Source organism: Massilia sp. H6 (assembly GCF_024802625.1).
Lineage (GTDB): Bacteria > Pseudomonadota > Gammaproteobacteria > Burkholderiales > Burkholderiaceae_D > Telluria.
The window spans coordinates 993362-1017547 of record NZ_CP103371.1; the positions used below are offsets into that span (position 1 = coordinate 993362).

Sequence of the window (24186 nt, forward strand, 5' to 3'; positions counted from 1 at the left end):
ACCAACGACAATTACCTAGTCGACACATCGTTGGCTATGCTTTTAACGGGATAGGGTATGAACAAAGAATATGTGCCGGACTGGGACCACGCGGTGATGCGTGATGAGGAGCCGACCATCGCGTCGAAGCCGCTGTTGGCCAATGGCGTCAAGCAGATCGTGACGATCCGCCTGGACGTGGACATGCTGGAATGGTTCAAGGGTGCGGGCCCGGGCTACCAGACCCGCATCAACCAGGTGCTGCGCGAGCACATGGACGCGCAGCGCGCCGCCGCAGCAAAGTACGACAAGTAATGGCTTGGGGCGCAAGCCCCAGGCCGGGTGGATGAGCGCGGGCGGCTAGCCCGGCCGCGCTACGAAAATCGCATGCCGGCCAACGGCAGGCTTTTCAAAAACTCCGCAGCGGGCAAGCGCTTGCCGCCCGGCTTCTGTAGTTCGGTCAGCCGCAGTGCGCCTTCTGCACACGCCACCACGATACCGTGCTGGCCATCGGCTGACAGCACCTGCCCCGGCGCGCCGCTGCCCGGCGCCAGTTCGGCGTTCCAGATCTTCACCGTCACGTCATCAACCAGCCCGTGCGCACCCGGAAACGGGTTGAACGCGCGTATCCGGCGCCACAATAGCGTAGCCGGCAAGCCGAAATCGAGCTTTGCTTCTTCTTTGCTGATCTTGGCGGCATAGGTCACGCCCTGTTCCGGTTGCGGCACCGCATCGAGCTGCCCTTGCGCCATCTTGCGCAGCGCCTCGACGATCATGTTCGCGCCCAGTTCCGCCAGCGTGTCGTGCAGGCTGCCAGTGGTATCGGTGTCGCCGATCGCAACGCGCTCGATGAGCATCATCGGCCCGGTGTCGAGCCCTTCTTCCATGCCCATGATGGTCACCCCGGTCTCGCGGTCGCCCGCTTCGATGGCGCGGTGAATGGGCGCGGCGCCGCGCCAGCGCGGCAGCAGCGAACCATGGATGTTGATGCAAGGCTTGATATCGAGTGTGGCGCGCGGCAGGATCAGCCCATAGGCCGCCACCACCATCACGTCATAGTCCAGGTCCAGCAGGCGTTGGTGGATGGCCTGCGCCTGTTCGGCGCGTTGCGGGTCCTTGCTGTCCGTGCGCAGCGACAAAGGCTGCGCCACCTCGATGCCGTGCGCCAGCGCATACTGCTTGACCGCGGAAGCCTGCAACTGCATGCCGCGCCCGGCCGGGCGGTCGGGCTGGGTCAGGACCAGGGGGATCTCGAAGCCGGCCTGGTGCAGCGCGCGCAGGGCACTCGCGGCAAACTCGGGGGTGCCGGCAAAAACGACTCGCATCGGCGCCATCTCAGTAGCGGCGGCCGGCGGCCCTGAGCGCAGCCTCGCGTTCCATTCCGCGCTCTTCTTTTTGCAGCTTGGCCTTGATGCGGTTGCGCTTGAGCGGCGACAGGTATTCGACGAAGACCTTGCCGACCAGGTGGTCCATCTCGTGCTGGATGCACACGGCCAGCAGGCCGTCGGCTTCGATCTCGAACTCCTTGCCATCGACATCGCGCGCCTTGCACTTGACGCGCGATGGACGCTCGACGCCGTCGTAGACGCCAGGTACCGACAAACAGCCTTCGTCGTAGACCTGCTTGTCGTCGCTGGACCAGGTGATTTCGGGATTGATCATGACCATGAGCTGGTCGTTGGTTTCCGACACGTCGATCGTGATGACCTGCTCATGCACGTCGACCTGGGAAGCGGCCAGGCCCACGCCCGGGGCGTCGTACATCGTGGCGGCCATGTCCGCGACCAGCTGGCGCAGGCGTTCGGTGCCGAATTCGGTGACCGGGGCGGCGATCTTGTGCAGGCGCGGGTCAGGGTAGCGAAGGATATTCAATAAGGCCATAGTCGGGAAATTCAGGAAGAGGATGGAGTCGGTCGGGATGCGCGTACAACCAAAAATGCAACACTCGACCGGCCTGGCAGGACGCGGTTTGTCTTGCTAGTTCCGGGAATTGTGTGCAGAATTTGATTCAGTACGGCAACCCTTTTACGGACAGGGAGCGACGCATCGTGCGCTTGGCCACCACTTTCGCTGGGGCAGGATGACTCTGGCTGCCAGCTATCCGGTGTAAAAGCCGCAATTTACGGACGCATTAACGGACGTCTCAATGAAAAATTTTAGCACAGTCGTGGCCCGTGCTGCTGCCGTGGCGCTAGTTGCATGTGCCGCCGCCAGCCCGGTCCAGGCCGCCAATTGCGCGTTTCGCCCAAATGCGCCCGACCAGCATGTCGTGGTCAAGGGCGATACCCTCTGGGACATTTCCGGCACATTCTTGCAGAACCCATGGTGCTGGCCCCAGGTGTGGGGCATGAACCGCGATGAAATCCGCAACCCGCACTGGATCTATCCAGGCCAGGTGATCTATTTCGACCGCGCCCGTGGCCGCCTGTCGCTCACCCGCCCGGGTGGCGATGAGCGCAGCGCGCCGCCCACCACCAGATTGTCGCCGCAGGTGCGCACCGAGGCGCTCGACCGCGACGCCCTGCAATCGATCCCGGCCGGCATGATCGAACCTTACCTCACCCAGCCGCTGGTAGTCGAAGGCGACGAACTGGCAGGCGCCCCGCGCATCGTGGCCTCGCAGGAAGGCCGCGTCTATCTCGGCACCGGCGACCGCGTCTATGTCAAAGGCAATGTGCAGGGCGGGGCCAACTTCCAGGTGTTCCGCCCTGGCGGCGTCCTGCGCGACCCGCAAACCGGCAAGGTGCTGGCGCACGAAGCCGCTTATCTGGGCAGTGTTGCACTCGATACCGAAGCCAAGCCGGGCGTCGACGTGCATACCTTCCGCGTCACTGAAACACGGCAGGAAATCGGCGTTGGCGACTTGCTGATCCCGCTGCCGCCTGCGCCGGTGCGCAACTACATGCCGCATGCGCCGCTGCAACCGGTCGATGCGCGCGTGATGTCGATCTACGCGGGCGTGACCTATGCCGGCCAGAGCCAGGTCGTCACTGTCAATCGGGGTTCGCTTGACGGACTCGATGTCGGCTCGGTGCTACAGCTCTATCATCTCGGGAAGACGATCGTCGACCCGGCCCACAAAGGCGTGTTCGGCATCGGCAAACAGCAGATCAAGCTGCCCGACGAGCAATACGGCAGCCTGTTCATTTTCCGCGTGTTCAAGAACGTCTCGTACGGCTTGATCATGCAAGTGACGGCGCCGGTGGAAGTCGGCGACGTGGCCCGCTCACCGGAGTAATCCCACCCGTGCAAGACACGGCCTCCCACCCCACCGGCAGCCTTGCCCTCATCGCCGACTGGATTCGCCTGGAACAGGCGAGCGGGGTGGGGTGCCGCACCGCCAACCTGCTGCTCGGCGCCTTCGGCTCGCCGTCAGCGATCTTGCGTGCCGGTTACACGGCGCTGGCCGCGCAGGTGGCAGCGCCAGTGGCCGCGGCGCTATGCGCACCGGTCTCGCCCGATCTTGCGCAACTGCTTGACGCTACCGCCGACTGGCTGGCCCAGCCCCAGCGCCACATCGTCACGCTGCACGATCCCGAGTATCCCGCGCTGCTGCGCCACATCCCCGACCCGCCCTTGCTGCTCTATATAACAGGGCGGCGCGAACTGCTGGCCGCGCCGATGGTCGCGGTGGTCGGCAGCCGCAATGCCAGTGCCCAGGGCCGCGCCAACGCCGAGGGCTTCGCACAATCCTTGTCCGAGGCCGGGCTATGCGTGGTGTCGGGACTGGCGCTGGGCATCGATACCGCCGCGCACGAAGGCGCCTTGCGCAGTGCGGGCTCGACCATCGCTGTCATCGGCACCGGCATCGACCGCATCTATCCGGCGCGTAACCGCGCGCTTGCGCATCGCATCGCCCAGGCCGGCTGCATCGTCAGCGAATACCCGCTTGGCACGCCGCCGCTGGCCGGCAATTTTCCACGCCGCAACCGGATCATCAGCGGCATGAGCGCGGGAGTACTCGTGATCGAAGCGGCGGCGCAGTCGGGCTCGCTGATCACGGCGCAACTGGCGGCCGAGCAGGGGCGCGAAGTGTTTGCGCTGCCGGGCTCGATTCATTCGGCGCTGGCCAAGGGTTGCCACCAGCTGATCCGCGAAGGCGCCCGGCTGGTCGAGACCGTGGACGAGGTTCTCGAGGCAATCCAGGCTTCGCCCATGGTCGCGCCGCAGCTGCGGCATGCGGCGCAGGACGTGCCAGCCGGCACCGAGGCCTTGCTGGCGGCGCTCGGCCACGACCCGGTCGGACCGGACGAATTGCTGGGCCGCTGGCAGGGCGACGCCGCGTCGCTGGCGAGCGACCTGCTGGCGCTGGAGCTGGCCGGGCTGGTCGAACGCTTGCCAGGCGGCAGGGTACAGCGGGTAGTGCGAACAGCTTGATGCGCAATCGCATGGCGGCTCGCGGCTATGCTTCGTGCATGGGTTCGTGCGAAAAAGCATTCCCTTTTCCAGCGGCTTGGTTGGAATGTACCGCCTTGATTTCATGGAAATAAAAGAAAACTGAATGAACCGACAAGGCCACGAAACAACGCTTTTTACTGGCTGCGCGCGCGCCTGCGAGACACACTTGTGCCGCGACGAGCTTAGCTGCTACAGTAGCGCCACTATGTTCGACATTCTGGTCTACCTCTACGAGACGTACTATCGTCCTGACGCCTGCCCCGAGCCGGCGGCCCTGGCACGCAAGCTGTCCGCCGTCGGTTTCGATGACATCGAAATCTCCGAGGCGCTGGACTGGCTGTCCGGGCTGACCGAAGCGGAAGTTACCGACGCCATCGATGCCTGCACCGGCACCCGGTATTACGTGGACGAGGAATACATCGAGCTCGGTAGTGCGGCGATCGGCTTCATCCAGTTCCTCGAAAGCGCCAAGGTATTGAGCCCGACGCAGCGCGAGATCGTCATCGAGCGCGCGCTGGCCTGCGACGAGTCGCCGGTGGCGCTGGGCAAGCTCAAGATCATCGTGCTGATGGTTTTGTGGAGCCAGGGCAAGGAGCCCGATGCGCTCATGTTCGACGACCTGTTCGGCGACGACGACGACCAGACACCGCGGCTGTTGCACTAGGTTTTCGTCGGCTGCCGAAGCGGGCAGGACGATCCCAGACAAGACGGAGCCGCTGGCTCCGTTTTCCATTTCCGGCGCTGGCCTGGCGCGCGTCGGCCCGGCATCCCGCTTCCGATTGTGCACTTGCGGTATCTGCGCCATCGCGCTTATCATTGGCCGCTCCATCGGGACCGTTAACATACCGACACCAGGGGCCGAATCGCCCCCAGCCCCGCAAGCATGTATGATGCGCGGGGCCGACCAGCCGGACCGAGGCCCACTCCGGGGCCGACATTCCGGGGCCAATACTATATAAGCAAGTACAAGAAACTATGACCAAATCCCTCATCATCGCCGAGAAGCCGTCGGTCGCGAACGACATCGCGAAGACGCTGGGCGGCTTCACCAAGCACGATGAGTACTTCGAATCCGACGAGTACGTGCTGTCGTCGGCGGTCGGCCACCTGCTCGAGATCGCGGTGCCAGAAGAGTTCGACGTCAAGCGCGGCAAGTGGAGCTTCACCCACCTGCCGATGATCCCGCCGTATTTCGCGCTGAACCCGATCGCCAAGACCGAGTCGCGCCTGAAGGTGTTGAACAAGCTGATCAAGCGCAAGGATGTCACCACCCTCATCAACGCATGTGACGCGGGGCGCGAAGGAGAACTGATCTTCCGCCTGATCGCCCAGAATGCGAAGGCGAAACAACCGGTCAAGCGCCTGTGGCTGCAGTCGATGACGGCCAACGCGATCCGCGAAGGCTTCAAGCAGCTGCGCACCGACGAGGAAATGCTGCCGCTGGCCGATGCCGCGCGCTGCCGCTCGGAAGCGGACTGGCTGATCGGCATCAACGGCACCCGCGCCATGACCGCCTTCAACTCGAAAGAGGGCGGCTTCTACCTGACCACCGTGGGCCGGGTGCAGACGCCGACCCTGTCGATCGTGGTCGAGCGCGAAGAGAAGATCAAGAAGTTCGTCTCGCGCGATTTCTGGGAAGTGCGCGCCGAATTCGTGTGCGCGGCCGGCGTCTACGAAGGCCGCTGGCTCGACCAGAAGTTCAAGAAAGACGAGAACGATCCGGAAAAGCGCGCCGAGCGCCTGTGGAGCAAGCTGGCGGCCGATTCGATCGCCACTGCCTGCCGCGGCAAGCCGGGCGTGGTCACCGAAGAATCGAAGCCGACCACCTCGATGGCGCCGGCGCTGTTCGACCTGACCAGCCTGCAGCGCGAGGCCAACGGCCGCTTTGGCTTCTCGGCCAAGAACACGCTGGGCCTGGCGCAGGCGCTGTACGAGAAGCACAAGGTGCTGACCTACCCGCGTACCGATTCGCGCCACCTGCCCGAAGACTACGTACAGACCGTCAAGGACACCATGGGTGCGCTGGCGGAAACGAACAACTACAACCAGTTCGCCAAGCAGGTCACCAAGAACGGCTGGGTCAAGCCGAACAAGCGCATCTTCGACAACACCAAGATCTCGGATCACTTTGCGATCATTCCGACCGGCGTGGTTCCAAAGAACCTGAGCGAGCCGGAACAGAAGCTGTACGACCTGGTCACCCGCCGTTTCCTGGCGGTGTTCTTCCCGCCGGCCGAGTTCCTGGTGACGACCCGCTTCACCGAAGTGTCGGGCCACCAGTTCAAGACCGAAGGCAAGGTCATGACCAACCCGGGCTGGCTTGCCGTGTATGGCAAGGAATCCCAGACCGACGACAAGGACGGCGCCAACCTGGTGCCGGTGCAAAAGGGCGAGAAGGTCCAGACCGAGAAGGTCAGCGCCAATGGCCTGGTGACCAAGCCGCCTGCGCGCTACAGCGAAGCGACGCTGCTGTCGGCAATGGAAGGGGCGGGCAAGCTGCTCGATTCCGACGAACTGCGCGACGCCATGGCTGGCAAGGGCCTGGGCACGCCGGCCACGCGCGCCGCCATCATCGAGGGCTTGCTGAACGAGAAATACCTGATCCGCGAAGGCCGCGAGCTGATCCCGACCGCGAAAGCCGCGCAGCTCATGACGCTGTTGCGCGGCCTGGGCGTGAACGAACTGACCGCCCCCGAACTGACCGGCGAGTGGGAGTTCAAGCTGTCGCAGATGGAAAAGGGCAAGATCTCGCGTGACGAGTTCATGCTCGAGATCCAGCAGATGACGCAGATTATCGTCAAGCGCGCCAAGGAATACAGCAACGATACGATTCCGGGCGATTACGCGACCCTGCAGACGCCATGCCCGAATTGTGGCGGCGTGGTCAAGGAAAACTACCGCCGCTTCGCCTGCACCAAGTGCGAATTCTCGATGTCGAAGACACCGGGCAGCCGCCAGTTCGAGATCAGCGAGGTCGAAGACCTGCTCAAGAACCGCACCATCGGTCCGCTGCAGGGTTTCCGTTCGAAAATGGGCCGGCCGTTCGCGGCCATCCTGCGCATCGTGCGCGACGAAGAAATCAAGAACTTCAAGCTCGAATTCGACTTTGGCCAGGACCAGGACGACGAGAACGCCGAGGGCGTCGACTTTACCGGCCAGACCGCGCTGGGCCCGTGCCCGAAATGCGCCGCTGGCGTGTACGAAATGGGCCTGGCCTATGTGTGCGAGCACAGCGTGGCCAAGCCGAAGACCTGCGACTTCCGCAGCGGCCGGGTGATCCTGCAGCAGGAAATCCTGCCGGAACAGATGGCCAAGCTGCTGGTCGATGGCAAGACCGACCTGTTGCCCGGCTTCGTTTCGCAGCGCACCCGCCGCGCGTTCAAGGCATTTTTGGTGCGCGGCAAGGACGGCAAGGTCAGCTTCGAATTCGAGGAGCGCAAGGCCAAGCCGGGCGCCAAGCCAAAGGCAGCGGCAGCCGAGGGCGCCGAAGATGAGGGCGAGGGCGCAGCACCGGCAAAGACGGCGCGCAAGGCCGCCGCCAAGCCAGCAGCAAAAAAGGCCGCGGCCAAGCCGGCAGCGAAAAAAGCTGCGGCCAAGCCGGCAGCCAAGAAGGCAGCAGTGCGCAAGCCAGCGGCCAAGAAGATTGCAGCGGCAGAGAAATAACACTGCCCTGATCCAAGTAAGAATGAAAACGCGAGCCCGAGGGTTCGCGTTTTTTTTTGGTGCGCCCGGCAGGGCACACTTACTTGGAGGTGAAAGTCCTCTACTCGCCCGACAAGGGGAAGAGTTAGCTGAACGGCAAGGGTGTCGCGGGCGACTGCGAATCTGGAGGAAGCTGAAGGCAAAGCGCTGGCCTGACGAACAGGAAGCGGATACGAGGCGGCGCAGCCGGGTGAGATGTCCAATATCATCAAAGCCCAAAACTTGTACGGAAGGCTGCGACGTAGATCCGACAGGCATAAGCGTGAAGGTGAGTGCGCAATACCCAATGGGATGGACGCCCCCACTCTACGGCATCAAATGTGCCAAAGTGGTGGTGTCGAAACACCACCTGAACGAGAGGGAGCGTCATCATGCAGATTACCGCAATTGGCATCGACCTGGCAAAGAACGTGTTTCAGGTCCACGGCGTCGATAAGGCTGGTAAGCAATGCCTGCGCAAGCAGGTCAAGCGCGACCAGATGGCGAGCTTTTTCGCAAATCTGCAGCCCTGCCTGATCGGCATGGAAGCATGTGGCAGCGCGCACTTCTGGGCGCGTAAGCTCGAGGCGATGGGGCATACGGTCAAGCTGATGGCCCCGCAGTTCGTCAAGCCCTACGTCAAGACCAACAAGAACGACGCGGCAGATGCCGAGGCGATCTGCGAAGCGGTGCAGCGTTCGAACATGCGCTTCGTTCCCATTAAAGACGTCGAGCAGCAGGCGATCCTGGCTGTGCATCGGGCCCGGCAGGGTTTCGTCAAGGCGCGCACCGCGCAAGGCAACCAGATCCGCGGCATGCTGGCTGAGTTCGGACTGATTATTCCCAAGGGTCTGGGTTTTGTCCGCGAGCGAGTACCGCTCTTGCTTGATGAGGCCGGTGAAGAACTTCCTGGAGCGTTCAAGATTCTGATCATGCGACTGCTCGAACAGTTGAAAGAGCTGGACCGTCAGGTTAGCGAACTGGAAGTGCAGATCCAGGCTTGGCATCGTTCCAACGCACTGTCGAAACGACTGGAAAAAATTCCAGGCATCGGGCCGATTACGGCCAGCGCACTCATCGCCTCGGTTGGGGACGCAAAGAACTTCAAGAACGGCCGGCAGCTGGCGGCGTGGCTCGGCCTGGTTCCCAAGCAGCATTCGACAGGAGGAAAGGCCAATCTGCTCGGCATCAGCAAGCGTGGCGACACCTACCTGCGAACGTTGCTGATCCATGGCGCCAGGGCCGTCATCCGCTATGCAGAAGGCAAGCCTAAGCAGGATTGGCTGCATCATCTGCTCGGACGGCGTAACAAGAACGTGGCCGCCGTCGCGTTGGCGAACAAGAACGCCAGGATTGCGTGGGCGCTTCTGGCGCGTGACGTCGAGTTCCGCGCCGATTTCGCTGTCGCGTAATCGGCGCGGTCAATGACCAGTCCCGGCAGGCAGAGAACGATTTCAGTACCCCAGCAGTAGATTCCACCGGTTGCACAGGCGATCAAGGAGTGATGGCAAACAGGTCAGACCGTGGTTGGCATAGCCCGCGACTCCCCAAGCACATCAGTGCGTTTACCCGATCGAGGCGCCGACCAGCTCATCCCATCAGGGACAGTGGCATCAGCCACAGCGAAAGTCCGAATGTACGGGTGCAATCTTTACCTCAACACCATCATGAAAAGAGAGCTTGGCAAAACGGGGGCGTCCATGTACGGGGAGATCTGCATGCGTGCCTTGTGCTACCGACATCGCGAGGTGTCGGGATGCGCATGCAGAAGTCAGCAGAGGGCATAGTAGGTGAGGACGAGGCGACCAGCCGGACGAGCCAAGCCGAAGGCCCGAACATTGAGCAACGCGACTAGGACATTCGACCTCGATGCAAATCGACGACGCAACAAGGCGGGCAACCGCGCCAGGCACGGAAAGAGGCGACCGGATGTCGTCGACGGCTGTGTCCGGAGCCGAGGTGGGCACGGCGGCGGATGGGCAAACGAAAGCGGAAGGACTGCGGCAGATGGACGCCGTAGTGGAACGTAACAACCTTTGGCAAGCGTATGAGCGGGTCATGCGGAACAAGGGCGCGGCGGGAGTCGATGGACTCACCGTGGCTGACTTCAAGGCATGGCTGCAACAGCACTGGCTAGCGGTCCGGGCAGCACTGCTGGCGGGCGGTTACATGCCACGAGCGGTACGCAAGGTGGAAATACCGACGCCGAACGGCGGGGTACGAACGCTGGGCATACCGACGGTGATAGATCGACTGATCCAGCAGGCGCTGCTGCAAGTCTTGCAACCGGAATTCGAATCTGGATTTTCCGAACACAGCTACGGGTTCCGTCCCGGCCGCAATGCATGGCAAGCGGTACAGCGGGCCCAAGGCTATATCCGGGAAGGCCGCCGTTGGGTGGTCGATCTGGATTTGGAGAAGTTCTTTGACCGTGTGAACCACGACATTCTGATGGCGCGCGTCGCACGCAAGGTCAAGGACGAGCGGATCTTGAAACTGATCCGGCGTTACCTCGAAGCGGGCATGATGGCCGACGGGGTCGTCAGCATGAGGACGGAAGGCACGCCGCAAGGTGGCCCTTTATCTCCGCTGCTGTCGAACATCCTGCTGACCGATCTTGACCGTGAACTGGAACGCCGGGGACACCGGTTCTGCCGATACGCCGATGACTGCAATATCTATGTCGGAAGCGAGCAGGCAGGACAACGTGCGATGGCGGCAATCACCGATTACCTGGAGAGCAAGCTCAGGCTTCGGGTCAATCGGGAGAAAAGCGCCGTGGCACGGCCTTGGCAGAGGAAGTTCCTCGGCTACAGCTTCACGTGGCACAAACAGGTGCGTCTGAAAGTCGCCGACAGCAGTATCCAGCGGCTGAGAGACAAGGTAAGGGAAATCGTCGTCGGGAATGCTTCGCGCAACCTCGGCGCCACGATCAACGAACTGAACCCGGTGCTGCGCGGCTGGATGTCGTACTTTCGGCTGACCGAGGTGAAAGGTGTGTTGCAGGACCTGGACGGGTGGATACGTCGCAAGCTGCGGTGCCTGCTATGGCGTCAATGGAAGCATCCTGCGACACGTAACCGGAATCTGCAGCACCGAGGCCTGGATGCGCATCGGGCATGGAAATCGGCAAGCAATGGACGGGGCCCTTGGTGGAACGCCGGCGCAAGCCACATGAACAATGCGTTTCCTAAACGCTTCTTCGACACACTAGGTTTGGTTTCGCTGCCGGATACCCGGCAGCGCTTCCAGTTTGTTTAATGAACCGCCGTATGCGGAACCGCACGTACGGTGGTGTGAGAGGGCGGCGAGGGTGACCTCGCCCCCTACTCGATCAACATCCCCTCATTTTATGCACCATGCAAACAATGCATTCCCTACAACGCCTTGCACTACCATTAAGCAATATTTTTCTTTTCAGTATCAGTTTCTCAAGTAATAATCAGACAAGCCCTTGAGGCTTGAAGTTTCGTCATGTGGTCGTGCCCGCACTCCGGGCATCACTCTACTAACAACTTATCCGTCTGAAACCCATGAAGCTCTCTGACCTGAAAATCGCGACCCGGCTATACCTGGGCTACGGCATCCTGATCGGCATCACCGGCATCGTCGTCGCGTTTGCCTATGCCAATTTCACCGCCCTGGCAGCCGCCAGCGACGCCAACGTACGCAGCTACCAGGCACTGGGCGAGGTCGATGCCGCCATGGCCGCCCTGATGGATATCGAGGCCGGCCAGCGGGCCTATGCCCTGAGCGGCCAGGAAGCCTCGCTCTTGCCTTACACGGCCGGCAAGCAGGTCTTCGGGCAGCACCTTGACCAGGCCGCGGCACTGACTGCCGGCGACGAGACGCAGCAGGCGCGCCTGAAGGAGTTGGCGCAGCGCCAGCTTGCATGGCTCGCGCAGGCGGTCGACCCGATGATCGCACTGCGCCGCGGCGTGCTCGAGGCGGACCTGGCGCAGGTCGTCGCGGCCGAGCAGGAAGGCAAGGGCAAGTCCGGCATGGAGGCGATGCGCGCCTTGATCGAACAGGTCCGGGCAGGTGAAACCATGCGGGCAGCCCAGCTCTCGGCAGAGGTCGCTGCGCTGGAATCGGCCATACAGCGCACCCTGGTGGGCGGCGGCCTGATCGCCGCCGTGCTGGCCGTGTTCATGGCCTATCAGCTCGGCCGCAACATCAGTATTCCGCTGCGCCGCGCTGTCACGCTGGCCGAACAGGTGGCGCGCGGCGACCTGACCACCGAGGTCAAGGTGCGCACCAATGACGAGGCGGGCGAATTGATGGCCGCGCTCAAGGCCATGAACGCCGCGCTGGTGGCGATCGTGTCGAAGGTGCGGGCCGGCACCGGGGCCATCGAAACCGCCGCGCGCGAGATTTCGATCGGCAACCAGGATTTGTCGGCCCGCACCGAGCAGCAGGCCGGCTCGCTGGAGGAAACGGCATCGTCGATGGAAGAACTGACCTCGACCGTCAAGCAAAATGCCGACAACGCGCGCCAGGCCAAGCAGCTGGCCGCCAGTGCCGCAGATACGGCCGCCCGCGGCGGTGAAGTGGTGGCCGAGGTGGTGGTGACGATGGGCTCGATTAACCAGGCCTCGCGCAAGATCGCCGACATCATCACGGTCATTGACGGCATCGCCTTCCAGACCAATATCCTGGCCCTGAACGCGGCGGTCGAGGCAGCGCGCGCCGGAGAGCAGGGGCGCGGCTTTGCGGTGGTGGCGGGCGAGGTGCGTAACCTGGCGCAGCGTTCGGCGGCGGCGGCCAAGGAGATCAAGGCATTGATCGGCGACTCGGTGGCCCGCGTCGAAGCCGGCTCGCGCCTGGTGGACCAGGCCGGGCGCACGATGGACGATGTCGTGGCGAGCGTGCAGCGGGTGTCCGACATCATCGGCGAGATCGCGGCGGCCAGCCAGGAGCAGCGCCACGGCATCGAGCAGGTCAACCAGTCGATCGTGCAGATGGACGGGGTGACGCAGCAGAACGCGGCGCTGGTGGAACAAGCCGCCGCCGCCGCCGCCGCGATGCGCGAGCAGGCAGCCGGTCTGGCGCAACTGGTCGGGATCTTCCAGCTGGCGCAGGCCGCGCAGGCGCTGCCGCACGCACCCCAGGCGCCAGCCAGGATCGCAGGCAAGGCGCCGCACACATGGGCAGGGGAGCGTAGCGGCGCGGTGCCGCAGGATGCCAAAGCGGGCGAAGCGGGCGAAGCGGCCGACGAAGCCGCGCGCATCGCAGCGTAATGGCGTCCTCATGAAAAAACCCCAAAAGTTGGTGTCCAACTTTTGGGGTTCAGTTCACGAACCACGGTTTTTTACGAGGCGCGCATGCCGCGCCGGCCGATGGTCAGTCTTGCCACTCCTGCAGCGCGCGGATCGCCGCTTCGCCATTGTGGATCGCCTTTACACGGCGCACTACTTCGTTGCGCCAGGCTTCGTCCGCATCCTCGTCGGGGCCGTCGATATCCTGGAGCAAAATGCGCACCAGGGCGTGCTTTTCGTCTGCACTCAGCAGCTGGATCTGTTCAGCAATCTCGGCAACCAGGTTCGACATGATGCTCCTTCGAGTAATAGTTTCGAAATAATAACGTGCAAGTTAAAGGTTGTCGACGTGAACCATGTTATCTGTTGGTTTTCTATCAATAAGCTTGTTGTCGGGGTCGATGCCGGCCCGTGCCGGACGCGCGCCCACTACCAGGGTGACGCTCTGGGCCGCCCGGTCGACCAGGCGCCGCTCGCGCGCCAGCGGGTTGCCGTGATGGTCGTCGACGCCGAACTCGATATAGTCTCGCAGTAGCGCCGGCTTCTCGTCGCCCAGCTCGCCCACGCGCACCTTGCCGGCATGGGCCTGGATCGTTACCTCGAACTTGCCGTCCGGGCGCTGGCGCGCGCTGGCGCTGTCGGCGCGGTTCTCGTACAGCACGATCGACTCGAACAGATCGTCGATCAGGTAAGCCTTGTCCGGCGGCGCCACCGCGCGCAGCGCGTCCACCAGCACCGTCACGCCGGGGTAAGGCGCGCCCCTGGAGCCGTGCGTCTCGAGCAGGGTGCGCAGCACGCCATTGACGGTGTCTTCGCCGAGCAAGTCCTGCAACAGGTAGAGCGCCAGGCTGCCCTTGCGGTAATGTATGTAATCCTGGTTCTCGTTCTGCGCCAGCGGCAGCTCCTTGCGCCGCTCCAGCGCGCGGCCCATCAGGTAGGCGTCGAGGTTGTGGCGCAAGAAGCGCCGCATCTTGTGCGCGCCGACGGCGCGCTGCATGACCATCAGCGCCGTGTATTCGGACAGGCTTTCCGACAAGGCGGTGGCGCCGCGCGTGTTGGCGCCCACCAGCTGGTGGCCCCACCACTGGTGCGCCGTTTCGTGCGCGCTGACATAAAACGGGTAATCGATGTCCTTCGCCGAATCGCTGTCGATGCGCGCAATAAAGCCCGTGCTTTCCGAGAACGGGATGGTGCCCGGGAAGGCCTGCGCATGCTTGCTGTAGCGCGGGAATTCGACGATGCGCAGCTCGCGGAACTGGTAGGGGCCGAAGCGGCTCGAGGCGTAGTCCAGGCCGGCCTGGGCGCCGCGGATCATGCGCTCGACGTTGTCGTCGTGGCCTGGATGGTGATACACGTCGATGGTCACGTCCTGCCAGCGGTCATGGCGCACTTCGTAGCGCGCAGACTGGATGGCATAGAAATTCAGGATCGGCTCGTCCATCCGGTAGTGGAAGTAGCGACGTCCCCCCGCCATCCATTCGCGCTCCAGCGTGCCCGGGGCGATTGCGATCTGGTCCGCGCTGGTACTGACCACGGCGTCGAAGCCGATCCAGTCGGCATCGACGGCCAAGCCGTTGTTGGCGCGCCCTTCAGGGTCGTCGCGCGCGGCCATCGGATTTTTTGGCGGCAGGCCGTGGCGCTTGCGGTCGCGCTCGTCGACCAGTTCCCGCGCCGGCTGGTAGCCGATGCGCGGCATGACATCGTTGGTGAAGAAACTGCCGTTGCCGACCACCGGCGTATCGCGGCCGATTCCAAGCAGGCCACCCGGCGCATAGCCAACGCCGAACCCGAGCGCCATGCGCGCGCCCGGTTGCAACGGTGTGGCCAGGCGGTAGCGGTAAAAACCACGTTCCGGGTCAGCCAAAATGGTCCGGGCCGGCTGCGAGAAGCGGGTAGCGAGCGCCGCCCCGCGCTGCTGGTACAGGATGATGTCGGACACCGGTACGCCGCTGCGGTTCTCGAGCTGGTAGACGCCCTGGACGGCCAGCGTGCGCTGCTCGGGATGGATGTTCACGGCGAGGCTGACATCGGCGATGCGCGGCTGCGGCAGTTTTGCATAGCGACGATAGCGTTGTTCGTACTCGGCGCGCGTCTTCTCGAGCTGCACGGTGCTCTGGTAGCCGCCGGCTGCCAGTTCCCAGGCGAGCAGGGCGCCGGTTGCGGCAAACACGGCCAAGCCCGCGCCGAAGCCCAGCAGCACCGCCGGGGACAGATTGCGGCGTGCCAGCTCCAGGCGCTCGCGCCAGCCGCTATCGACGCCGCGCGCCCACAGCACGCGCGCCGCCACCATCAGCATCAGTGCCAGGCCGCCCCAATACAGCTGGAACAGGTGCTCGCGCAACAGATAGTGGCCAAAGCCGTTCATCTCGGAATAGCGGAACGACGGCGTGTACCCGTACAGCAGCATCGGATGGTCCAGCCCATAGCCCTGTGCGGTGCCGGCTATCAGGTACAGCGCGATCAGGATGACATAGGCCAGGTACTTGTTGTTGACGATAACCTGCATGGCAATCGCCGCCACCGCCAGCAGCGCGTACTGCGGCAGCAGCACCGTGAACAGGAAGCGCAGATAGAGGCCTGGCTCAAGCCCGAAATACCCCTTGGACAGCTGGATCAGCATGCCCACCACCATCGCCATTGACAGCAGCAACGCCTGCATGCCGACCAGCGCCAGCGTCTTGCCGGCCAGCGGCAGCCAGCTTGGCGCCGGCAGGGCGTCGAGCATCTGGGCCATGCGGGCTTCGCGCTCGCGCCATACCAATTCGCCGGCGAACAGCGTGGTCACTACCAGGATGTACAGACCGAATACGTCGCGGATCAGTTCCAGCACCAGGTAGGTGACCGGCTCGGTGGTGGTGCCGTAGATGGCGCCGAGGTCGATGGCGCTGGCGGCCAGGATCAGGACGCCGGCCAGGGCCAGCGCCAGAAAATAGATGTTCTTAATGACCTCGCGCAGGTTGTACCAGCTCGACTTGCCAAGCAGGATCGCCAGGCTGCGGTGCGCGAAGTCCGGCGTTTCGCGGGTGTCGCCCGTCACCGGCGACCGCGGCACTGGAGGCGGATCGTCTGCCAGTGCCGCCCCCTTGCCATTGCGCGGGTCGATGCTGCCGGTGGTGTGGAAGCGCCAGTAGCCGAGCAGCAGCACGGTCAGGCCGAAGCCGACCCAGATCAGGCGGTTGACCAGGAACACGCCTTCGAGCAGCACCGGGCGGGTGTTGCGCTCGGCGATAGGCCAGTATTCGGTCAGGCGGATCAGCGCCGTGGTGCCGAACGGGTCGATCAGTGCGGCCAGGGTCTTGTAATCGAGATCGCGCGCCAGCGAGGGTGCGATGATGTAGCCGATCATCATGACGATGCTGGCCACGTACACCGGCAGCATGCGGCGCGACAGCGCAGCGAGCACGAAGAACAGGGCGCCGAAGATGAAGGTGTTGGGCAGTAGTGTAAACAGATAGGGCAGCAGGAAGGTCGAGAGCGGGGCCGGGCCAACGCGGTCGGCTTCGATGCCGGGAATATAGCTGCCCAGCCAGGCGCCGAGCACAATGCTCGACAGGATCACCGCCAGCGTGGCAAAGGCGCCCAGGAAGCGGCCCAGCACGTAGTGGTGCTTGCGGATCGGCGCGCTGTAGAAAAAGTGGTGCATGTCGTACTCGAAGTCTTGCTGCACCGAGCGGCCCATCACGGCGGCCACCACCACTACCCCGAAGCAGCCCAGGAAGGAGGCGGTCAGCGCGACCTGGCGCGGCGCATTGATCAGGACCCGGCCGCCGAAGGTGACCACGGCATCGCGGAACACACCGCCCGCCGCCGCCATCCATAGCAGCGCCAGCGCCAGGAACATGCCGAAATAGACCCAGGTCGAGAGCAGTCGCAGGCGCTGCATCGCCTCGAAACGGGCGATGGCGAAGAGGGGAGCGATCGTGGGACGCATCGTGCCGTTCGCGGTGCTCAGCAATCCACTGCGGCGGCGTTGAAGCGGCCGGCGATGGTGGCGAAGTACACATCGTCCAGGCTGGCGCGCGCCGGCTCGAAGCCGTCGCCCGGGTCGCCCTCGGCATATACGTGGATCAGGGTGCGGCCGGTGAGCAGGCGGGTCGAGATGACCTGGTGGCGTTTCTGGAACAGCGGCAGTTCCTGCTTGGTGACGAAGCGCGCCCAGATATTGTCTTCGACCTCGTAGACCAGGTCTTGCGGGTCGCCGCACAGCAGCACCTGGCCCTTGTTGATGATCGCCATGTTGGCGCACAAATCGGCCACGTCCGACACGATGTGGGTCGACAGGATGACGGTCTTGTCTTCGCCGATCTCGGACAGCAGGTTGTGGAAGCGCACCCGTTCCTGCGGGTCCAGGCCCGCGGTTGGTTCATCGACGATGATCAGGCGCGGGTCGCCCAGCAGCGCCTGGGCGATGCCGAAGCGCTGGCGCATGCCGCCCGAATACGTGCCCATGCGCTGGTTGCGCACTTCCCAGAGATTGGTTTGCTGGAGCAGGCCGTCGACCACTTCGCGCCGCCGCCCCTTGTGCGACAGGCCCTTGAGCTGGGCGAAATGATCGAGCAGTTCGTAAGCGGTCACTTTCGGGTAGACGCCGAAATCCTGCGGCAAGTAGCCAAGCATGCGGCGCACTTCGTCCTTTTCGTCGAGGACATCGATGTCGTCCAGGAAGACCGAGCCGGCATCGCATTCCTGCAGCGTGGCCAGGATCCGCATCAGCGTCGATTTGCCGGCGCCGTTCGGGCCGAGCAGGCCGAACATCCCGGCAGGGATGGTCAGCGTGACACGGTCGAGCGCCACCACGCCATTGGCGTAGGTCTTCGACAGATTGCGGATACGTAATTCCATGCCTGCTCCATGACGACGCGCGACGGCGTACGCGTAAACTTCCTTCAACACTTGCATTGTATTAAATTGTCTCGCCATATGTGCTGTCTCTGCGACGCACGGGCAATCCGACCGACTGGACTGCATAATCCAATGACAGACGCAGCACTAGTTCCTTTAAGAAAACATTGCTCGCATCCGCAGTGGAAATGTGGATAATGGAAGAATGAACAAGCTGATCCAGGACAGGCTGCTGGCATTGATGCGCGAAGGCCGCGACCGCCTTGAAGCGACCGACTGGTTCCGGGTCGGGCTGGGGCTGCATTACCTTGCCGGGTTGATGACCGAGGAGGAAATCGACTTCAAGCTGGTCGACCGCGCGTTCAACCGCTTCATCTATCATACGCTGGGCAAGGGCCATAGCATCGCCAGCGTGCTGCAGTTCATGAGCGGCGAGAAGGTGATGCCAACCGTGGAATGCGCGCGCTTCATGCAGGCCTTGCGCAGCCACTGCCCGGAAATTCCAGTCGAATCGATTCCCTTCCTGCTCGAGCTCAATCTGGGCGTGGCCAAGAACATCTCGGGGCTCGACCCAGATGGTCCGCTGGCCGACTGGGTGGCGCGGCAAAAGGCACTGGCGGCCGGGCCGCACGGCGGCTGAACGGGCGCCGTCAAGCGCGGCGTCCCCGTGCTGGCGCAAGCCCTATAATGGTGTTTTCCGATATCGCATCGATCACACCATGACCGTTCGCCACACCCATTCTCCCCTCGATCGCTTGATTACCGGTTTTGACAAGGCCCTGCGCGTGGTGGGCGGCGTCGCCGCGTCGTCGCGCCCGAATCCTGCCGCCCATGCGACCGACAGCGAATTGAGCGACGAAGAGCGCCGCCACAGTGCGGGCCTGATGCGCGTGAACCACGTCGGCGAAGTGTGCGCCCAGGCGCTGTACGACGCCCAGGCGCGCTTTGGCAGGAGCGACACCATCCGCGCCCAGTTCCGCAAGTCGGCACGCGAAGAAGAAGACCATTTGGCCTGGACCGCCGAGCGCCTGTCGGAGCTGGGTTCGCAGCCGAGCGTGCTCAATCCGCTGTGGTATGCGGGCTCCTATGTGCTCGGCAGCATCGCCGCCAAGCTGGGCGACCAGCACAGCCTGGGCTTCGTGGTCGAGACCGAGCGCCAGGTCGAAGCCCACCTCGGCCAGCATCTGGAGCAGTTGCCGCCGCAAGATGCGCGCTCGCGCGCGATCGTGGAACAGATGCGGGTCGATGAAATCGCCCACGGCGCCTCGGCCCAGGCGCTTGGCGCGAAAGACACGCCCATGCCAGTGAGGCTGGCGATGCAGGCAATGTCGAAGGTGATGACGACGACGGCATACCGGATTTAAGAACGCCGCGGCGGGTACGATGAGAATCATCGCGTGGACGAGCAACTCGTCCACGCGCCGAATCAGCCGACGCGCAAGATTACACTTCCACGATTTACACTTCCACGATTTCGATCGTATGCGTCATCTCTACCGTCTTGGCCAGCATGATCGAGGCCGAGCAGTATTTTTCGTGCGACAGGGTCACGGCGCGTTCCACCGCTGCCGGCTTGAGATTGCGCCCGGTGACCGTGAAGTGAAAGTTAATCTTGGTAAATACCTTGGGGTCGGTGTCGGCGCGCTCGGCCTGCAGCGTCACGTCGCAGCCGCGTATGTCCTCGCGGCCGCGCTTCAGGATCAGCACCACGTCGTAGGCGCTGCAGCCGCCGGTGCCGGCCAGGACCAGTTCCATCGGGCGCGGCGCCAGGTTGTGGCCACCGCCTTCGGGCGCCCCATCCATGGCCACCACGTGGCCGCTGCCGGTTTCGGCACGAAACCCCATGCCCGACGGGCCGTTCCAGATGACTTTGACTTCCATTCGATTTCTCCGCGGTTGATCCGTTACTGACTGGGGTATTGTAAGGCAGCAGCGGCGCCTCTGCCGGCGCGCCCGGCCTTACACGCCCAGCACGTAACGCTCGCTCTTCATGCGCCAGCTGGCAAAGACCGCCACGGCCAGCGCCGGCAGCAGGGCGCACAGGAAGGTCATCAGGAACGGCAGCGCGCCGATGTCGCCGCCCTTGGACAGCTCCTTGACCAGTGTCTGGTTCGATACCATCGGCACCAGGTACATCCACTGCGCGGTCTTGAGGTCGAGGAAGGACAGGACCATGCCCGGTATCAGCGGCACGATCATCACGATGCCCAGCACCGTCTGCGCTTCCTTGAAGGTCTTGGCATTCATCGCCAGGGCCACGTACAGCGCGCCGGCCAGCAGCGACAATGGCACCGTCGCCAGGCACACCAGCGCCAGGTCGCCCCAGCCCAGGCTCCAGGACATGCCAATTTCTTCCAGTGGCAGCCACTTGAGGATCAGGTGCCCCAGGATCAGTTCGAGGGTCACGCCGACGATGCCCAGGATGCTCGCGGCCAGCCATTTGCCGCCCACCAGTTCCCAGGTGTGGAGCGGTTGCGCCATCAGCACCTCGAGCGAACGGCGTTCGCGTTCGCCGGCGGTGCTGTCGACCGCCGCCGACATGCTCAGCATGAAGGCCGGGAAGAACAGGATGCCGATGATGCCGCCAATGATCACCGCCGAGCGCGACGCGTTGGTGCCGGTGTCGTAGCGCTGCACCTGGATCGGCGTGAGCGCGGCGGGCGATACGCCGTGCGCCAGCAGGCGCGCGCTGGCGACGTTGGCGCCGTAGGCTTCCAGCACGTCTTCGACTTCGCGGCGCTGCGGGCCGGACTCGGTCGCCGAGTCGTACCAGACTTCGAGACGGGCCGGACGCAGCGCGTAATAGTTTTCGGCATAGTCGTCGGGCAGGCGCAGCACCGCCGCGACTTTCTTGGTGCGCAGCAGCTCGCCGATGGCGTCTTCGGTCATCGGTTGGGTAGCCTGGACCGTGATGTTCTTTTCGCCCAACTGGGCCATCAGGGTCGGGGCCTTGGCGCCGCCGATCACCGCCAGCTCGACGCCTTCGCGTTCGGTCTTGGTGTTCTTGTCGATCAGCTGGTGCAGCATCAGGCCGATCAGGATCGGGTACAGCAGCGTGAACATCGCGAGCAGGGCAACGGTGCGCTTCTCGCGCAGGGTCTCGCGCAGTTCCTTGCGAAACACGATCAACAGCTTGGATTTCATGCGATTCCTTCTTCGGTGCCGACCAGGCTGACGAAAGCGTCTTCGAGGTTGGAGATGCCGGTGCGCCGGCACAGTTCGTCGGGTGAACCCTGGGCCACGGTGTGGCCGGCGGCGATGACGATCACGTCTTCGCACAGGTGACTCACTTCCTGCATCACATGGGTGGCCATGATCACGCAGCAGCCGTCGGCGCGCAGCGCGCCCAGGGCGGTGCGCAATGCGCGCGTGCTCATCACGTCCAGGCCGCGGCTGGGCTCGTCTAGCAGCAGGTGGCGCGGGCGGTGCAGCAGCGTGCGCGCCAGCGCTACCTTGATGCGCTGGCCTTGCGAGAAGCCCTTGCTGCGGCGCGCCAGGATGTCTTCCATGCCGAGCAGTTCGGACACTTCGTCGATGCGGGCATTGATGGCGGCACGCTCCATGCCATTGAGTTCGCCGAAATAAGTGAGGTATTCGCGGGTGGAGAGGCGCTCGTACAACCCGAACTGGTCGGTCAGGAAACCGATGCTGCGGCGTACCGCCATCGGGTCTTGTTCCGGATCGATGCCGTCGATCGAGATCGTGCCGTGGTCGCGCTTGAGCAGGCCGACCAGGGTGCGCAGCAGGGTAGTCTTGCCGGCGCCGTTAGGGCCGAGCAGGGCGGTGATCTGGCCGTCGCGGGCGGTGAAGCTGACACCGGACAACGCCTTTACGTCGCCGAACTGCTTGCGTACATCGTGGACTTCAATCATGTCTGTCGCCTTATGGTTGCGGACCGGCGCTGCCGAGCTGGAAGGTGGGGGCCGGGATATCGTTCAGGCATTTGGCATCGAGCGCAGCCTGCGGCTTGTCGAGAAATGCGCGCAGCAGGCGCGGCGCGCAGCCAAGCTGCGACACGCCATGACCGGCATTGGCCACCACCACATGCTGGGCGCGCGCCATGTATTTCGCGGCGCTGGCGGCGCGGTGCGGCGGCGTGACCGGGTCCAGCGCGCCCGACAGCAGCAGGGCCGGCACCGTGATCTGCGTCGGCGCGCGCGCGGCCACCGCAGGCACCTTCATCTGCTGGCAGATGGCCGGGATCTTGTCGGCCAGGGTCTTGGTCAGCTGGCCGGCGTCCGCGGCACGCAGCTCGGGCGTGAGGCGCGGAATGTCTTCGGCGCAGACCACCGCCAGGTGCATCAGCATCGCGATATTGCCTTGGACGCCGTAGTCGCTCGCCATGTTCTGGCGCGCCACGAAGGGCTGCCAGCGGCCCTGGGCCGCATTGTGGATCAGGTAGGGCAGGCGGCGCGCATCGGCCGGCGAGTACAGGATGCTGTGCACGGTGCCCAGGAAGCGCTCCGAGCTCATGCTCAGCGTCAGTGGCTGCGCGGTGCGCGGGTTGGTCAGCGACAGCCGGATCGGGCCGGCGGCCAGCTTCGCGGTCAAGCCGTCGAACTCGGCGCGCACGTTCGGGAAGGCCTTGTTGCAGGCGGCATCCTTGGCGCACAGTGCGAAGGTCTTGTCGAGCGCGGCCTGGGCGTCGCGGGCGCCGGCCGGAATTACCTGGTCGGGCGCGGCTACGCCGTCGAGCACCAGGCTGCGCACGCTGGCCGGGTACAGGCGCGCATAGGCCTGGGCCAGGCGCGTGCCATACGAACCACCCCAGACATTCACGGCGCCGTAGCCGAGCTTGCGGCGCACGACTTCGATGTCGCGCGCGGCGGCATCGGTGGTGTAGGCGCCCCATGGCGCCTTGTGGGCGCCGATGCAGGCGCGCAGTTCGGCTTCGAGCTGCTCCTGGCTCATGTGCTCGTATTCGGGCGTGCTCTTGCAATCGAGCTTGCCCGACAGACCGGTGCCGCGCTGGTCGATGAACACGATGTCGCGGGTGGCGCGCACCCGGTTGAAGGCAAGCGACAGCAGCGGCACCACGTCGCTGCCGGCCTCGCCGGGGCCGCCGGCCAGCACGAACAGCGGGTCGCCAATAACGCCGTCACGGTGCGCGGGGGCCACCGTGACATGCAGCTTCAGGCTGCCGGCGCGGGGCTGGGCATGGTCGAGCGGGACATCCAGGGTGACGCAGCGCAGCGTGTCGGTGGCGCCCGGCAGGTGGCAGTTGCGGGTATCCGCGGCGGCGGTCGCCGCCGCGGTGGCCGTGGATGCCATCAGCCACAGGGCGGCGGGCAGGAACGATCTTGTATTCACACAATCTCCTCGAGAGTTGCATGCATAGTAGGTTGTCACTGTTTTGCCGGTCAATCAGTTAGTTGCGCTATCGCACCAGATTATGCAAGGTGGGCGCGATGGGCCGGGATGAAGGCAGCGGCGGTGGAAAATGCGACAGCGGGCGGCGCGTGCATTGACGTGCCTGCCGGGAATCAGCTATCATCGTGGGCTTTCCCTTTGCTCGGGGAAGATAATAAGGCAGAGTCCGCTGCAGCAAGGGCGGAACCACCACAGTGAGCACTTTTAATTAGGAAGTCAACATGAAAACTTTTTCCGCTAAGGGCCATGAAGTCCAGCGCGACTGGTTTGTGATTGACGCGACGGACTTGGTCCTCGGACGTGTTGCCAGCGAAGTGGCACTCCGACTGCGCGGCAAACACAAGCCAGAATTCACTCCGCACGTCGATACCGGTGACTTTATTGTCGTCATCAACGCAGGCAAACTGCGCGTGACCGGCACCAAAGCCACCAACAAGACCTACTACCGTCACTCGGGCTACCCGGGCGGTATCTACGAAACCAACTTCCTGAAAATGCAACAGCGCTTCCCGGGCCGCGCCCTGGAAAAAGCTGTCAAAGGCATGCTGCCAAAGGGCCCGCTGGGCTATGCAATGATCAAGAAGCTGAAAGTGTACGCGGAAGGTTCGCACCCGCACGCAGCACAGCAACCACAAGCACTGACCCTCTAAGGAACTGA

At 63.8% G+C, this 24186-nt stretch carries 20 protein-coding genes; 11 read left to right on the forward strand and 9 right to left on the reverse strand.

Features of this window, described 5'->3' with window-relative positions; translation table 11 throughout:
* Nucleotides 1-57: 57 nt before the first annotated feature.
* Nucleotides 58-294, forward strand: coding sequence for a BrnA antitoxin family protein (locus NRS07_RS04435; protein WP_259211438.1), 237 nt, complete (start codon nucleotides 58-60; stop codon nucleotides 292-294).
* Between the two features lie 59 nt (nucleotides 295-353).
* Here NRS07_RS04435 and fmt read toward each other — a convergent pair whose 3' ends face one another.
* Both fmt and def read right to left on the reverse strand, forming a co-directional pair.
* Entirely contained in the window at nucleotides 354-1304 is a 951-nt protein-coding gene (gene fmt, locus NRS07_RS04440; protein WP_259211439.1) for a methionyl-tRNA formyltransferase, read from the reverse strand.
* A gap of 10 nt (nucleotides 1305-1314) precedes the next feature.
* On the reverse strand, nucleotides 1315-1860 hold the full coding sequence (gene def, locus NRS07_RS04445) for a peptide deformylase (RefSeq protein ID WP_259211440.1): 546 nt from the start codon (nucleotides 1858-1860) through the stop codon (nucleotides 1315-1317).
* A 265-nt stretch (nucleotides 1861-2125) separates the two neighbouring features.
* Between def and NRS07_RS04450 the strand changes: the two genes are divergently transcribed.
* The 7 genes from NRS07_RS04450 to NRS07_RS04485 all read left to right on the forward strand — a co-directional run bounded on the left by NRS07_RS04450 (nucleotide 2126) and on the right by NRS07_RS04485 (nucleotide 13298).
* On the forward strand, nucleotides 2126-3217 hold the full coding sequence (locus NRS07_RS04450) for a LysM peptidoglycan-binding domain-containing protein (RefSeq protein WP_259211441.1): 1092 nt from the start codon (nucleotides 2126-2128) through the stop codon (nucleotides 3215-3217).
* Between the two features lie 8 nt (nucleotides 3218-3225).
* Complete coding sequence (gene dprA / locus NRS07_RS04455) at nucleotides 3226-4356, forward strand: DNA-processing protein DprA (protein ID WP_259211442.1); 1131 nt, start codon at nucleotides 3226-3228, stop codon at nucleotides 4354-4356.
* 226 nt (nucleotides 4357-4582) lie between these two features.
* The gene (locus NRS07_RS04460; protein ID WP_259211443.1) at nucleotides 4583-5041 is read left to right on the forward strand and encodes a DUF494 family protein; all 459 of its coding nucleotides are present in this window, start codon (nucleotides 4583-4585) and stop codon (nucleotides 5039-5041) included.
* A gap of 311 nt (nucleotides 5042-5352) precedes the next feature.
* Entirely contained in the window at nucleotides 5353-8040 is a 2688-nt protein-coding gene (locus NRS07_RS04465; RefSeq protein WP_259211444.1) for a DNA topoisomerase III, read from the forward strand.
* Between the two features lie 410 nt (nucleotides 8041-8450).
* Nucleotides 8451-9470, forward strand: a complete 1020-nt coding sequence (locus tag NRS07_RS04470; RefSeq protein ID WP_259211445.1) for an IS110 family transposase — start codon at nucleotides 8451-8453, stop codon at nucleotides 9468-9470.
* Between the two features lie 457 nt (nucleotides 9471-9927).
* Entirely contained in the window at nucleotides 9928-11319 is a 1392-nt protein-coding gene (ltrA, locus tag NRS07_RS04475; RefSeq protein WP_307729916.1) for a group II intron reverse transcriptase/maturase, read from the forward strand.
* 272 nt (nucleotides 11320-11591) lie between these two features.
* Nucleotides 11592-13298 carry a methyl-accepting chemotaxis protein gene (locus NRS07_RS04485; RefSeq protein WP_307729917.1) on the forward strand — a complete coding sequence of 569 codons (1707 nt, stop codon included), beginning with the start codon at nucleotides 11592-11594 and terminating at the stop codon, nucleotides 13296-13298.
* A 103-nt stretch (nucleotides 13299-13401) separates the two neighbouring features.
* On the opposite strand, the gene NRS07_RS04490 is transcribed toward NRS07_RS04485, so the two are convergent.
* From NRS07_RS04490 to NRS07_RS04500, 3 genes are read right to left on the reverse strand one after another with little or no spacing between them, the layout of a single operon-like run.
* Nucleotides 13402-13608, reverse strand: coding sequence for an addiction module protein (locus NRS07_RS04490; RefSeq protein WP_259211447.1), 207 nt, complete (start codon nucleotides 13606-13608; stop codon nucleotides 13402-13404).
* Nucleotides 13609-13650: 42 nt separating this feature from the next.
* The gene (locus NRS07_RS04495) at nucleotides 13651-17247 is read right to left on the reverse strand and encodes a M1 family aminopeptidase (RefSeq protein WP_259211448.1); all 3597 of its coding nucleotides are present in this window, start codon (nucleotides 17245-17247) and stop codon (nucleotides 13651-13653) included.
* 17 nt (nucleotides 17248-17264) lie between these two features.
* Nucleotides 17265-18158 carry an ABC transporter ATP-binding protein gene (locus NRS07_RS04500; RefSeq protein ID WP_259211449.1) on the reverse strand — a complete coding sequence of 298 codons (894 nt, stop codon included), beginning with the start codon at nucleotides 18156-18158 and terminating at the stop codon, nucleotides 17265-17267.
* Nucleotides 18159-18363: 205 nt separating this feature from the next.
* Between NRS07_RS04500 and NRS07_RS04505 the strand changes: the two genes are divergently transcribed.
* Nucleotides 18364-18798: a ThiF family adenylyltransferase gene (locus tag NRS07_RS04505; protein ID WP_259211450.1), complete on the forward strand. Its 435-nt coding sequence runs from the start codon at nucleotides 18364-18366 to the stop codon at nucleotides 18796-18798.
* 79 nt (nucleotides 18799-18877) lie between these two features.
* Nucleotides 18878-19522, forward strand: a complete 645-nt coding sequence (coq7, locus tag NRS07_RS04510; protein ID WP_259211451.1) for a 2-polyprenyl-3-methyl-6-methoxy-1,4-benzoquinone monooxygenase — start codon at nucleotides 18878-18880, stop codon at nucleotides 19520-19522.
* A gap of 94 nt (nucleotides 19523-19616) precedes the next feature.
* On the opposite strand, the gene NRS07_RS04515 is transcribed toward coq7, so the two are convergent.
* The 4 genes from NRS07_RS04515 to NRS07_RS04530 form a co-directional block, all read right to left on the reverse strand.
* Complete coding sequence (locus tag NRS07_RS04515; RefSeq protein WP_259211452.1) at nucleotides 19617-20039, reverse strand: OsmC family protein; 423 nt, start codon at nucleotides 20037-20039, stop codon at nucleotides 19617-19619.
* Between the two features lie 78 nt (nucleotides 20040-20117).
* The gene (locus NRS07_RS04520) at nucleotides 20118-21302 is read right to left on the reverse strand and encodes an ABC transporter permease (RefSeq protein WP_259211453.1); all 1185 of its coding nucleotides are present in this window, start codon (nucleotides 21300-21302) and stop codon (nucleotides 20118-20120) included.
* Nucleotides 21299-22030, reverse strand: a complete 732-nt coding sequence (locus tag NRS07_RS04525) for an ATP-binding cassette domain-containing protein (RefSeq protein ID WP_259211454.1) — start codon at nucleotides 22028-22030, stop codon at nucleotides 21299-21301. The genes NRS07_RS04520 and NRS07_RS04525 overlap by 4 nt, the downstream gene beginning before the upstream one ends.
* A gap of 10 nt (nucleotides 22031-22040) precedes the next feature.
* On the reverse strand, nucleotides 22041-23468 hold the full coding sequence (locus tag NRS07_RS04530; RefSeq protein WP_259211455.1) for an alpha/beta hydrolase: 1428 nt from the start codon (nucleotides 23466-23468) through the stop codon (nucleotides 22041-22043).
* A 281-nt stretch (nucleotides 23469-23749) separates the two neighbouring features.
* Here NRS07_RS04530 and rplM point away from each other — a divergent pair, with 281 nt between their 5' ends.
* A complete protein-coding gene (gene rplM / locus NRS07_RS04535) occupies nucleotides 23750-24178 on the forward strand; it encodes a 50S ribosomal protein L13 (protein ID WP_091874105.1) in 429 nt (142 codons plus the stop codon).
* The last annotated feature ends 8 nt before the right edge of the window (nucleotides 24179-24186 follow it).